8 protein-coding genes, 1 tRNA gene and 1 pseudogene are annotated in these 12723 nt (G+C 59.0%); all 10 read right to left on the bottom strand.

Annotated features, from left to right (window positions below; translation table 11 throughout):
- Window positions 1–116: 116 nt before the first annotated feature.
- Window positions 117–4349 carry a DNA-directed RNA polymerase subunit beta' gene (rpoC, locus tag QZ709_RS17035; RefSeq protein WP_294638630.1) on the bottom strand — a complete coding sequence of 1411 codons (4233 nt, stop codon included), beginning with the start codon at window positions 4347–4349 and terminating at the stop codon, window positions 117–119.
- A gap of 131 nt (window positions 4350–4480) precedes the next feature.
- Window positions 4481–8593 carry a DNA-directed RNA polymerase subunit beta gene (rpoB, locus tag QZ709_RS17030; protein WP_294638629.1) on the bottom strand — a complete coding sequence of 1371 codons (4113 nt, stop codon included), beginning with the start codon at window positions 8591–8593 and terminating at the stop codon, window positions 4481–4483.
- Window positions 8594–8881: 288 nt separating this feature from the next.
- Complete coding sequence (gene rplL, locus QZ709_RS17025; RefSeq protein ID WP_294638628.1) at window positions 8882–9259, bottom strand: 50S ribosomal protein L7/L12; 378 nt, start codon at window positions 9257–9259, stop codon at window positions 8882–8884.
- A 42-nt stretch (window positions 9260–9301) separates the two neighbouring features.
- On the bottom strand, window positions 9302–9808 hold the full coding sequence (rplJ, locus tag QZ709_RS17020; protein WP_044397358.1) for a 50S ribosomal protein L10: 507 nt from the start codon (window positions 9806–9808) through the stop codon (window positions 9302–9304).
- A 233-nt stretch (window positions 9809–10041) separates the two neighbouring features.
- A complete protein-coding gene (gene rplA, locus QZ709_RS17015) occupies window positions 10042–10737 on the bottom strand; it encodes a 50S ribosomal protein L1 (RefSeq protein WP_015012232.1) in 696 nt (231 codons plus the stop codon).
- Complete coding sequence (rplK, locus tag QZ709_RS17010) at window positions 10738–11169, bottom strand: 50S ribosomal protein L11 (protein ID WP_044397362.1); 432 nt, start codon at window positions 11167–11169, stop codon at window positions 10738–10740.
- Window positions 11170–11298: 129 nt separating this feature from the next.
- Window positions 11299–11892 (bottom strand): transcription termination/antitermination protein NusG, encoded by a 594-nt coding sequence (nusG, locus tag QZ709_RS17005; protein WP_294638627.1) that lies wholly within the window; start codon window positions 11890–11892, stop codon window positions 11299–11301.
- Window positions 11889–12275: a preprotein translocase subunit SecE gene (secE, locus tag QZ709_RS17000; protein WP_273623886.1), complete on the bottom strand. Its 387-nt coding sequence runs from the start codon at window positions 12273–12275 to the stop codon at window positions 11889–11891. The genes nusG and secE overlap by 4 nt, the downstream gene beginning before the upstream one ends.
- A gap of 90 nt (window positions 12276–12365) precedes the next feature.
- Window positions 12366–12441, bottom strand: a tRNA-Trp gene (locus tag QZ709_RS16995).
- Between the two features lie 13 nt (window positions 12442–12454).
- Window positions 12455–12723: pseudogene (locus QZ709_RS16990) on the bottom strand (elongation factor Tu); the annotation flags it as partial.

Here is a 12723-nt window from a genome sequence, read left to right as displayed (position 1 = left end):
GGGCCATGGCACCAACAGCCAAAGCACAGAGAAAAAGAGAAAGACGGTTCCAATAAAAAACGCTCCCGGCCCACCTAGCGGCAGGACGGGAGCGCTTTCAGACAAAGCCCAAGGGCTTAGTCGGCAGCGGCGTCAGACGCGGAAGCGCTGCTCTCCACCTCGGAGTCGTCGGCAGTCGCGGCCATTTCGGCGGCTTCTGCTTCGGCAATGGCGCGGCGCTCGGCGTCGTCCATCGCATCCTTGGCCTTGCGCGCCTGGTGGTAGGCCAGACCCGTACCGGCAGGAATCAGGCGACCCACGATCACGTTTTCCTTCAGGCCGCGCAGCTCGTCGCGCTTGCCCATGATCGCCGCTTCGGTCAGCACGCGGGTCGTTTCCTGGAAGGAAGCCGCAGAGATGAACGAGTCGGTCGACAGCGATGCCTTGGTAATACCCAGCAGCACGTTGGAGTACGTGGCAGGGATCTTGCCTTGGGCCTGCAGCGCATCGTTGGTGTTGAGGATCTCGGAACGCTCGACCTGTTCGCCGGCAATGTAGTTCGACTCGCCAACGTTCTCGACCACCACACGGCGCAGCATCTGGCGAACGATCACCTCGATGTGCTTGTCGTTGATCTTCACGCCCTGCAAGCGGTACACGTCCTGCACTTCGTCCACGATGTAGCGCGACAGCTCTTCGATGCCCAGCAAGCGCAGGATGTCTTGTGGGTCGGCGGGGCCGTCCACAATCGATTCGCCCTTGTTGACCACCTGGCCTTCGTGCACCAGGATGTTCTTTTCCTTGGGCACGAGTTCTTCCCACACCTTGCCTTCGGGATCGGTGATCTGCAGACGAACCTTGCCCTTGGTTTCCTTACCGAAGGAGATGGTGCCGGTCATTTCTGCCAGCGTGCCCTTGTCCTTCGGCGTACGGGCTTCGAACAGCTCGGCCACACGGGGCAGACCGCCGGTAATGTCGCGGGTCTTCTGACCTTCGACAGGGATACGGGCCAGCACTTCGCCGGGGCCCACGTCCTGGCCGTCGCGCACCTGGATCAGAGCGCCCACCTGGAAGCCGATCGTCACCGAGTGGTCGGTGCCGGGGATCTTCACTTCCTGGCCTTGTGCGTCGATCAGCTTCACCTGGGGGCGAACGACCTTGGCAGCGCCACGGCGCTTGGGGTCGATCACCACCAGGGTGGACAGGCCGGTCACTTCGTCGACCTGCTTGGCGACGGTGAGGCCTTCTTCCACGTTCTCGAACTTCACCTGACCGGCGAATTCGGTAATGATGGGTCGGGTCAGCGGATCCCAGTTGGCCAGAATCGTACCGGCCTTGATGGCCTGGTCGGCCTTCACGGTCAGCGTCGCACCGTAAGGCACCTTGTGGCGCTCACGCTCGCGGCCATGCTCGTCCTGGATGATGATTTCACCCGAACGTGCAATCACCACCAGCTCGCCCTTGGTGTTGCTCACGTAGCGCATCGTGGCATTGAAGCCGATCACGCCGTTGGACTTGGCTTCCACGCTCGAAGCGATGGCAGCACGCGAAGCGGCACCACCGATGTGGAAGGTACGCATGGTCAGCTGCGTGCCGGGTTCACCGATGGACTGGGCAGCGATCACACCCACGGCTTCGCCGAGGTTGATCAAACCACCGCGGCCCAAGTCGCGGCCATAGCACTTGGCGCACAGGCCGTAGCGGGTTTCGCAGGTCAGCGCCGTGCGCACCTTGACTTCGTCCACGCCCACAGCCTCGATCTCTTCGATCAGGTCTTCTTCCAGCATCGTGCCGGCAGGCACCAGCACCGAGCGGTTTTCGGGGTGCAGGATGTCTTCCGCAGCCGTGCGGCCCAGGATACGTTCGCGCAGCGATTCGATCACTTCACCGCCTTCAACGATGGCGCGCATCAGCGAACCATTGGCAGTGCCGCAATCCTCTTCGGTCACGACCAGGTCCTGCGTCACGTCCACGAGACGGCGGGTGAGGTAACCGGAGTTGGCGGTCTTCAGCGCCGTGTCGGCCAGACCCTTACGGGCACCGTGGGTGGAGATGAAGTACTCCAACACGTTCAGACCTTCGCGGAAGTTCGCGGTGATAGGCGTTTCAATGATCGAGCCGTCTGGCTTGGCCATCAGACCCCGCATACCGGCCACCTGACGGATCTGGGCTGCAGAGCCGCGGGCGCCGGAGTCGGCCATCATGTAGATGGAGTTGAAGGACTCCTGGTCCACTTCCTTGCCGTGGCGGTCTACCACCTTCTGCTTGGACAGCTGGGCCATCATCACCTTGGAGACTTCGTCACCGGCCTTGCCCCAGATGTCCACCACCTTGTTGTAGCGCTCACCGGAAGTCACCAGACCGGAGGCGTACTGCTGTGCAATCTCCTTCACGTCCTTTTCGGAGCGCTCGATGATGCTGGCCTTTTGTGGAGGCACCAGCATGTCGTCGATACAGATGGAGATACCAGCGCGTGTGGCCAGACGGAAACCGTTTTGCAGCAGCTTGTCGGCGAACACCACCGTTTCCTTCAGACCGCACTTGCGGAAGGACACGTTGATCAGGCGCGAGATTTCCTTCTTCTTGAGCGCCTTGTTCATGTTCGAGAACGGCAGGCCCTTGGGCAGGATCTCGGACAGCAGTGCACGGCCCACGGTGGTTTCCACCAGCGAGGTCGAAGGCACGAATTCGCCCGTTTCCTTGTCCTTGGTCCACTCGGTCATGCGCACAGTGATGCGCGCAGCCAGTTCCACTTCGCCAGCGTCCAGAGCGCGCTGCACTTCACCGGTGTCAGCAAACACCAGGCCTTCGCCCTTGCCGTTGATACGGTCACGGGTGGCGTAGTACAGGCCCAGCACCACGTCCTGCGAAGGAACGATGGAGGGCTCGCCCGAAGCAGGGAACAGCACGTTGTTGGAGGCCAGCATCAGCGTGCGGGCTTCCATCTGCGCTTCCACCGACAGCGGCACGTGAACAGCCATCTGGTCACCGTCGAAGTCGGCGTTGAAGGCCGCGCAAACGAGGGGGTGCAGCTGGATGGCCTTGCCTTCGATCAGGATGGGCTCAAAGGCCTGGATACCCAAACGGTGCAGCGTAGGCGCACGGTTCAGCATCACGGGGTGCTCTTTGATGACCTCTTCCAGAATGTCCCACACCACGGGGGTGCCGGATTCGACTTCCTTCTTGGCGGCCTTGATCGTCGTCGCGATGCCCATGGCTTCGAGGCGCGAGAAGATGAAGGGCTTGAACAGCTCCAGCGCCATCAGCTTGGGCAGACCGCACTGGTGCAGCTTGAGCGTTGGGCCCACGGTAATCACGGAACGACCGGAGTAGTCCACGCGCTTGCCCAGCAAGTTCTGGCGGAAGCGGCCCGACTTACCCTTGATCATGTCGGCCAGGGACTTCAGAGCGCGCTTGTTGGCGCCCGTCATGGCCTTGCCACGGCGACCGTTGTCCAGCAGCGAATCAACGGCTTCCTGCAGCATCCGCTTTTCGTTGCGGGCGATGATTTCTGGGGCCTTCAGCTCCAGCAGGCGGCGCAGACGGCTGTTGCGGTTGATGACGCGGCGGTACAGGTCGTTCAGGTCAGACGTGGCGAAGCGGCCACCGTCCAGGGGCACCAGCGGACGCAGGTCCGGGGGCAGCACGGGCAGCACTTCCAGCACCATCCACTCGGGCTTGATGCCCGACTTCTTGAACGCTTCCAGCACCTTCAGGCGCTTGGCGTTCTTCTTGACCTTGACTTCGGAGCCGGTCAGGTCGCCGCGCAGCTTCTCGATCGACAGGTCGATGTCGATGGATTCGAGCAGGTCCTTGATACCTTCCGCGCCCATCTTGGCGACGAATTCGTCGCCGTATTCCTTGCGCTTGGCGTCGTAGTCGTCCTCGGACATGATGCTGAACTTCTTCAGCGGGGTCATGCCAGGGTCGGTCACCACGTAGGCTTCAAAGTACAGCACGCGTTCGATGTCGCGCAGCGTCATGTCCAGCACCAGGCCCAGACGCGATGGCAGCGACTTCAGGAACCAGATGTGGGCGCACGGCGCGGCCAGGTCGATGTGGCCCATGCGCTCGCGGCGCACCTTGGTCTGTGTGACTTCAACGCCGCACTTCTCGCAGATCACACCGCGGTGCTTCAGGCGCTTGTACTTGCCGCACAAGCATTCGTAATCCTTGATAGGACCAAAAATCTTGGCGCAGAACAGGCCGTCGCGCTCGGGCTTGAACGTACGGTAGTTGATGGTTTCGGGCTTCTTCACTTCACCGAAAGACCACGAACGGATCTTCTCGGGCGAGGCCATGCCAATACGGATGGCATCGAAATGCTCATCCGGCGTGAATTGCTTGAACAGGTCGAGTAGCGATTTCATGTGACTCTTTCCTTTTCGTCAAAAATCATAGCTAGCAGCGCTTGATACACGGGGCTTTGGATGCTTAAACACACGCAAAGCCTTTATCAACAAGCGCTAGCAGCTCACTTTTTTAATAATCCCGATCCTGTTCAGGAGCGTTCGAGTTCGATGTCCAGGCCCAGGGAACGAATTTCCTTGACCAGCACATTGAACGATTCCGGCATGCCGGCTTCGATGGCGTGTTCGCCCTTGACGATGGATTCGTACACCTTGGTACGGCCCACCACGTCGTCGGACTTCACGGTCAGCATTTCCTGCAGCACGTAGGCGGCGCCGTACGCTTCCAGCGCCCACACTTCCATTTCCCCGAAACGCTGGCCACCGAACTGCGCCTTACCACCCAGCGGCTGCTGCGTGACGAGCGAGTAAGGACCAGTCGAGCGGGCGTGCATCTTGTCGTCCACCAAGTGGTGCAGCTTCAGGTAATGCATGTAGCCGATGGTCGTGGGACGCTCGAAGCGGTCACCCGTGCGGCCGTCGTGCAGATAGGCTTGCGTGCGGGTAGGCGTCAGGCCCTTGCGCTCGGCGATGTCATCAGGGTATGCAATCTTCAGCATGTCCTTGATTTCTTCTTCCGAAGCACCGTCGAACACTGGCGTTGCGTAAGGCACGCCGGCCGTCAGGTTCTGCGCCATGGCCAGCAGGTCTTCGTCCGACAGCTGCGACAGGTCTTCCTTGCGGCCACGCGAGTTGTAAACCTCTTCCAGGAACGCGCGCAGCTCAGAAGCCTTGGCTTCTTGCTGCAGCATGTCGCCAATGCGCTGACCAATGCCCTTGCCAGCCCAGCCCAAGTGGACTTCCAGCACCTGACCAATGTTCATCCGCGAAGGCACGCCCAGCGGGTTCAGAACGATGTCGGCAGGGGTGCCGTCAGCCATGTAAGGCATGTCTTCGACGGGAACGATCTTGGAGACCACACCCTTGTTACCGTGGCGGCCGGCCATCTTGTCACCAGGCTGCAGGCGGCGCTTGACGGCCAGGTACACCTTGACCATCTTCAGCACGCCAGCAGGCAGCTCGTCGCCTTGGGTGAGCTTCTTGCGCTTTTCTTCAAAAGCCAGGTCGAAGCTGTGGCGGGTTTGCTCCAGCGCGTTCTTGATGGATTCGAGCTGGGTCGCCACTTCGTCTTCGGCAGGGCGGATGTCGAACCAGTGGAATTTCTCCACGGAAGACAGGTACGCCTTGTCGAGCTTGGTGCCCTTGGCCAGCTTTTGTGGGCCGCCATTGGCCACACGGCCGGTCAGCAGCTTTTCGATACGGTCAAACGCATCGGCTTCCACAATGCGCAGCTGGTCGTTCAGGTCCAGGCGGAAGCGCTTGAGTTCATCGTCGATGATCTGCTGGGCACGCTTGTCGCGCTGGATGCCTTCGCGGGTGAAGACTTGCACGTCGATCACGGTGCCCGACGAGCCCTGGTCCACACGCAGCGAGGTGTCCTTCACGTCCGATGCCTTCTCACCGAAGATGGCGCGCAAGAGCTTCTCTTCAGGCGTGAGCGTGGTTTCGCCCTTGGGTGTGACCTTGCCGACCAGCGTGTCGCCAGGCTGCACTTCAGCACCCACGTAGATGATGCCGGACTCGTCCAGGCGGTTCAGTTGCTGCTCCGACAGGTTCGGAATGTCGCGTGTGATTTCCTCGGCACCCAGCTTGGTGTCGCGGGCCATCACAACCAGCTCTTCGATATGGATCGAGGTGTAGCGGTCTTCAGCCACCACGCGCTCGCTGATCAGGATCGAGTCTTCGAAGTTGTAGCCGTTCCAGGGCATGAACGCGATCAGCATGTTCTGGCCGATGGCGATTTCGCCGAAGTCGGTCGAGGCGCCGTCTGCAATCACATCGCCCTTGACCAGCTTGTCACCCTTCTTGACGATGGGACGCTGGTGGATGTTCGTGTTCTGGTTGGAACGCTGGTACTTGATGAGGTTGTAGATGTCCACACCCACTTCACCGGCCACAGCTTCAGCGTCGTTCACGCGCACCACGATGCGGGTGGCGTCCACGTAGTCCACCACGCCACCACGGTTGGCCGTGACCACGGTGCCGGAGTCCACAGCCGCCACGCGCTCAATGCCCGTACCCACCAGGGGCTTCTCAGGACGCAGCACAGGCACCGCCTGACGCGACATGTTCGCACCCATCAACGCGCGGTTGGCGTCATCGTGCTCCAGGAACGGCACCAGCGAGGCAGCCACCGACACGATCTGTGCGGGAGACACATCCATGTATTGCACACGGTCTGCGCTGCAGAGGATGGATTCACCCTTTTCACGGGCAGACACCAGATCACCGGTGAGGCGGCCGTCCTTGTCCAGCTGCGCGTTCGCCTGAGCGATCACGTACTTGCCTTCTTCGATGGCCGACAGGTAGTCGATCTCGTTGGTGATCTTGCCGTCCACCACACGGCGGTAAGGCGTCTCAATGAAGCCGTACTCATTCAGGCGGGCGTACAAAGCCAGCGAGTTGATCAGACCAATGTTGGGACCTTCAGGCGTTTCGATAGGGCAGACGCGACCGTAGTGGGTCACGTGCACGTCACGCACCTCAAAGCCTGCGCGCTCACGGGTCAAACCGCCTGGGCCCAGAGCGGACACACGGCGCTTGTGCGTGATTTCGGCCAGAGGGTTGGTCTGGTCCATGAACTGCGACAGCTGCGATGCGCCGAAGAATTCTTTCAGAGCAGCCGAGATCGGCTTGCTGTTGATCAGGTCATGGGGCATCAGCGGCTCTTGCTCAGCCTGACCCAGACGTTCCTTCACAGCCTTTTCGATACGCGCCAGGCCAGTGCGGTACTGGTTCTCAGCCAGTTCGCCCACGCAGCGCACGCGGCGGTTGCCCAGATGGTCGATATCGTCCACCTCGCCACGGCCATTGCGCAGATCCACGAGGATCTTGACCACGGCCAGGATGTCTTCGTTGGACAGCACCATGGGGCCTGTGGATTCGTCGCGGCCGATCTTGGCGTTGAACTTCATGCGGCCCACGCGCGAGAGGTCGTACGTGTCGGGGTTGTAGAACAGGCGCTGGAACAGGGCCTGCACGGCGTCTTCCGTCGGCGGCTCGCCGGGGCGCATCATGCGGTAGATGGCCACGCGCGCAGCGAACTCATCGGCCGTTTCATCAATGCGCAGGGTTTGCGAGATGTAGGCGCCTTGGTCGAGTTCGTTGGTGTAGATGACTTGCAGGTCACGCACGCCAGCGGAGCGCAGTTTCTTAAGCAGGGCTTCGGTCAGCTCTTCGTTGGCCTTGGCGATGATTTCGCCGGTGTCCGCATCCACAATGTTGCGGGCCACGACGCGACCAATCAGGAAGTCTTCGGGCACGCTGATGTGGGTCGTGCCGGACTGCTCCAGCTCGCGCGTGTGGCGCGCGGTGATGCGCTTGTCCTTGGCGACGACGACCTTGCCGCTCTTGTCGGTGATGTCGAAACGGGCAACTTCACCCTTGAGGCGATCGGGCACAAACTCCATTTGTGCGCCGCTGTCCATCAGGCGGAAGTTGTCGTTGACGAAGAAGTTGGCCAGGATCGACTCGGGGTTCAGGCCAATGGCCTTGAGCAGCGTGGTGACGGGCATCTTGCGACGACGGTCCACGCGGAAGTACAGGATGTCCTTCGGATCGAATTCGAAGTCCAGCCACGAACCACGGTAAGGAATGATGCGGGCGGAGAACAGCAACTTGCCCGAGCTGTGCGTCTTGCCCTTGTCGTGTTCGAAGAACACGCCGGGCGAACGGTGCAGCTGGGACACGATCACGCGTTCCGTGCCGTTGATGATGAACGAGCCCTTGTCAGTCATCAGGGGCACTTCGCCCATGTAGACCTCTTGCTCTTTCACTTCCTTGACCACTTTGGACTGCGAAGTCGAAGACTCGCGGTCATAAATGATGAGCTGCACCTTGGCACGCACGGCTGACGCAAACGTCAGACCACGGGTCTGGCATTCACGTACATCAAAGGCAGGCTTGGCCAAGTTGTACTCAATGAACTTCATCTCCACAAAACCGTTGTGAGAGACGATAGGGAAAGCTGCGTCGAAAGCGGCCTGAAGCCCTTCGATGGTTCGTTTCTGGGGGGGCGTATCAGCCTGCAAGAAAGCGGTGTACGCATCCTTCTGCATCTGCAGCAGGTAAGGAACTTCGAGCACGCTATCGCGGCTGCCGAAACTTTTGCGAATTCGCTTGCGTTCGGTGTAAGAATAGGCCATGAGATCTCCGGGCAAAGACATGAGTCCTGGGTCTTCGACGACTGACCCGCAAGGTGCGTTCCTGTGCGGGCTTGGCGGTTGGCCACTACCAACCATGGCGGACGGCGATGCGTTGCACATCACCCGAACCAAGGTATCTTCTGCTGTCGGGGTTGTCAGAAGACACTCGAAAACCTGGGCTGTTGCAGGGCCCTTGAATGAAGAGCCAAGCCGGTTTTCGAGTGCGCTCTGAAAGCGCCAAAGGCTGGAGGCCCTTGAGGAGCACTCCAGCCCTTGAAAGGAACCGAATTACTTGAGTTCGGCCTTGGCGCCAGCTTCCACCAGCTTCTTGACAGCGGCTTCGGCGTCTGCCTTGGCAATGCCTTCCTTGACGTTCTTGGGAGCGCCGTCCACCAGGTCCTTGGCTTCCTTGAGGCCCAGACCGGTGATTTCGCGCACTGCCTTGATGACGGAAACCTTGTTGGCGCCAGCATCGGTCAGCACCACGTTGAATTCTGTCTTTTCTTCAGCAGCAGCAGCGCCAGCGCCAGCACCAGCGGCAGCAGGAGCAGCCATGGCTGCAGCGCTCACGCCAAACTTCTCTTCAATGGCCTTCACCAGGTCATTGAGTTCCAGGACCGTCATGCTGTCGAGAGCGGTCAGAAATGCGTCTTTATCGAATGCCATTTTGATTTCCTAACAATTGGTTAACACGTGACTGCACTGCTATCAAGCAGCGGCAGTTTCGCCTTCGCCTTTTTTCGCCGCCAAGGCACCCAACACCACTGCGGTGCGGGAAATAGGCGACATAAGCAAGCCACACAACTGGGCCAGCAACACTTCCTTGGAAGGAATGTTGGCCAGTTGCTTAACGCCGTTGACATCCAGGGCCTTGCCACCGAAAGCACCGCCGCGAATCACCAACTTGTCGTTGGTCTTCGCGAAATCGGCCACCACTTTGGCGGCGGCCACGGCATCTTCGGAGAAGCCATAGATCAGGGGACCAGTCATCTGGTCGGCCACCACGTCAAACTGGCTGCCAGCCACAGCACGGCGGGCCAGGGTGTTCTTCAGAACACTCAGGCTCACACCCTTGCTGCGTGCTTCAACGCGCAGTTTGGTCATGTCGGCGACCGTGATGCCACGGTATTCCGCGATCACAAGCGTTTGAGCTTTTGCGGCGAGGCTGGTCACTTCAGAAATGACCGCTTCTTTCTCACTGCGATTAAGACTCAAGGTCTACTCCTTCATTTGCGCAATCAGGTTTTCACCCTCATGCACGCTCTTGTTGCAGCGACCAACTGTTTCGGAACGAATTCCATCTGCAGCGGGATCGCCATCTGCGTTGGCCCTCTAACGGATTAAGTGCAGCAGCGCACACCAACGGTCTTGGATGGCCTGGGAGTTCTTGTGCAGCACTCCCAGCCCACCACATCGGGCCTCGCGAAAGACCCGAAGATTTCTTGCAATTACGCTGCGATGGACTGTGTGTCCACGCGGACGCCAACGCCCATCGTGGAGGAAACAGCCACCTTGCGCAGGTACAGACCCTTGCTCGAAGCAGGCTTGGCCTTGTTCAGCGCGTCGATCAACGCAGCCAGGTTACCCTGGAGCTTTTCGTTGTCGAACGAACGGCGACCAATGGTGCTGTGCACGATACCGGCCTTGTCGACACGGAACTGCACCTGACCAGCCTTGGCGTTCTTCACAGCCGTGGCAACGTCGGGAGTCACTGTGCCAACCTTGGGGTTAGGCATCAGACCGCGTGGGCCCAGAATTTGACCCAGCGTACCCACCACACGCATCGCGTCGGGAGCAGCAATCACCACGTCGAAAGGCATGTCACCGGCCTTGACCATGGCAGCCAGGTCGTCCATACCAACCACGTCAGCGCCGGCAGCCTTGGCTTCTTCAGCCTTGGCACCCTGTGCAAACACGGCAACGCGAGTTGTCTTGCCTGTGCCGTTGGGCAGCACCACAGCGCCGCGCACCACTTGGTCAGACTTCTTGGCGTCGATGCCGAGCTGCACAGCCACGTCGATGGATTCATCGAACTTGGCAGTAGCTGCTTCCTTCACCAAAGCCACGGCATCAGCGAAAGCGTACAGCTTGGTGCTGTCTACCTTGCCCTGCAGGGCCTTTTGCTTTTTAGTCAACTTGGCCATTTACAAACCCTCCACCGTCACGCCCATCGAGCGAGCAGAACCAGCCAGCGTGCGCACAGCGGCGTTCACGTCAGCAGCATTCATGTCCTTCATCTTGGTCTTGGCGATCTCTTCGAGCTGTTCGCGTGTGATCTTGCCTACCTTGGTCTTCAGCGCGTTGGAAGAACCCTTTTCGAGCTTGATGGCCTTCTTGATCAAGGTCGTCGCTGGTGGCGTCTTGATGATGAAGGTGAAGCTCTTGTCGGCAAACGCAGTGATCACCACGGGCAGTGGCAGACCTGGCTCAACGCCCTGGGTCTGGGCATTGAACGCCTTGCAGAACTCCATGATGTTCAGACCACGTTGACCCAGTGCAGGACCGATTGGTGGGGATGGGTTGGCCTTACCAGCTGGAACTTGCAGCTTGATAAAACCGACGATTTTCTTCGCCATGTTTTGCTCCTTGCGGGTTGTAACGCCAGCTCTCGTGCACCGTCGCGTACGAAAACCGGCTCCCCGGGGTTAACGACTCATCAAACAAATCCTCGCATTGAGCCGAAAAATGCGAGGGCCACTTTCAGATCAGGTTTTTTCAACCTGACCAAATTCCAATTCCACAGGAGTCGAACGACCAAAGATCATCACCGACACACGCAGACGATTCTTCTCGTAATTGACCTCTTCCACCGAACCATTGAAGTCAGTGAATGGGCCTTCTTTGACACGAACCAACTCACCCACCATGAATTCGATCTTGTGGCGAGGCTTGTCAGTGCCTTCCTGCATCTGGCTAACGATCTTTTGCACCTCTTCTTCAGAGATCGGGGCAGGGCGATTCTTCGCACCGCCGACAAAACCCGTCACTTTGTTGGTGTGCTTTACCAAGTGCCACGTATCGTCATCCATGACCATCTCGACGAAGACATAGCCCGGAAACAGTCGGCGTTCAGTTGTTTTCTTCTGGCCGTTTTTCATCTCCACCACCTCTTCGGTGGGAACGAGAATGCGACCAAACTTGTCTTGCATTCCTGCGCGGCCAATACGCTCAAGAATATTGCGCTCTACAGCCTTCTCCATGCCTGAATAGGCATGGACGATATACCAGCGCAAATCAGGATTAGAAGACGCCGCAGGCGCCGAAGCACCACCATCTACCATCACAGCATCGGTTGTCATGACTTTCTCCATCCCAAAATGAGGTCGTAAAAAACCCATTCCAGGGTTTTGTCCGTAAACCACAGAAAAAGCGCCATGATGACAACGAAGGCAAACACATAAGCAGTCATCTGCAGTGTTTCCTTGCGCGTAGGCCACACCACCTTTTTGACTTCGCGCCATGCATCACGGGCGAAAGCAACAAACTGACGACCGGACTCGGAGATCAGGAATACGCCTGCCGCTGCCACCAAGCCAACCAGCAAGACGCCCCATTGAACATAGACACCTTGCTTTGCCAAGAAATAAAAGCCGGCAACAGCAGCAACGACCAAGGCAGCAACAGCAAAGAGCTTCGCCTTGTCTGCACCCGAACTGACGGTTTCAACCTGTGAGGCAGCCATGTTTAATATTTCCACTTCATTTCACACGGCATCACACAAGACACCGAAGCCCGCCAGATCCTGGCGGGCTTTGTTTGAGCCACATTCAAGTGGCAGGGGCAGTAGGAATCGAACCTACAACCTTCGGTTTTGGAGACCGACGCTCTGCCAATTGAGCTATACCCCTACGAACACGCTAATTAAGCAATGATCTTGGCAACCACGCCAGCGCCCACGGTACGGCCGCCTTCACGGATAGCGAAGCGCAGACCTTCTTCCATGGCGATGGGGTTGATCAGCTTCACAGTGATCGACACGTTGTCACCAGGCATCACCATTTCCTTGTCGGCTGGCAGCTCGATGGCGCCAGTCACGTCAGTCGTACGGAAGTAGAACTGAGGACGGTAGTTGTTGAAGAAGGGAGTGTGGCGGCCGCCTTCGTCCTTGCTCAACACATACACTTCAGCGG

Source organism: uncultured Aquabacterium sp. (genome assembly GCF_913773725.1).
In the GTDB taxonomy this organism is placed as follows: domain Bacteria; phylum Pseudomonadota; class Gammaproteobacteria; order Burkholderiales; family Burkholderiaceae_C; genus Aquabacterium.
Note: the sequence above shows the minus strand (reverse complement) of the source record. Positions and strands in the feature narration are given on the sequence as shown.

What these genes read in the sequence shown, in the direction of transcription:
- rpoC (WP_294638630.1), bottom strand. Translation starts at nt 4,349, where the DNA reads ATGAAATCGCTACTCGACCTGTTCAAGCAATTCACGCCGGATGAGCAT.
- rpoB (WP_294638629.1), bottom strand. Translation starts at nt 8,593, where the DNA reads ATGGCCTATTCTTACACCGAACGCAAGCGAATTCGCAAAAGTTTCGGC.
- rplL (WP_294638628.1), bottom strand. Translation starts at nt 9,259, where the DNA reads ATGGCATTCGATAAAGACGCATTTCTGACCGCTCTCGACAGCATGACG.
- rplA (WP_015012232.1), bottom strand. Translation starts at nt 10,737, where the DNA reads ATGGCCAAGTTGACTAAAAAGCAAAAGGCCCTGCAGGGCAAGGTAGAC.
- rplK (WP_044397362.1), bottom strand. Translation starts at nt 11,169, where the DNA reads ATGGCGAAGAAAATCGTCGGTTTTATCAAGCTGCAAGTTCCAGCTGGT.
- nusG (WP_294638627.1), bottom strand. Translation starts at nt 11,892, where the DNA reads ATGACAACCGATGCTGTGATGGTAGATGGTGGTGCTTCGGCGCCTGCG.
- secE (WP_273623886.1), bottom strand. Translation starts at nt 12,275, where the DNA reads ATGGCTGCCTCACAGGTTGAAACCGTCAGTTCGGGTGCAGACAAGGCG.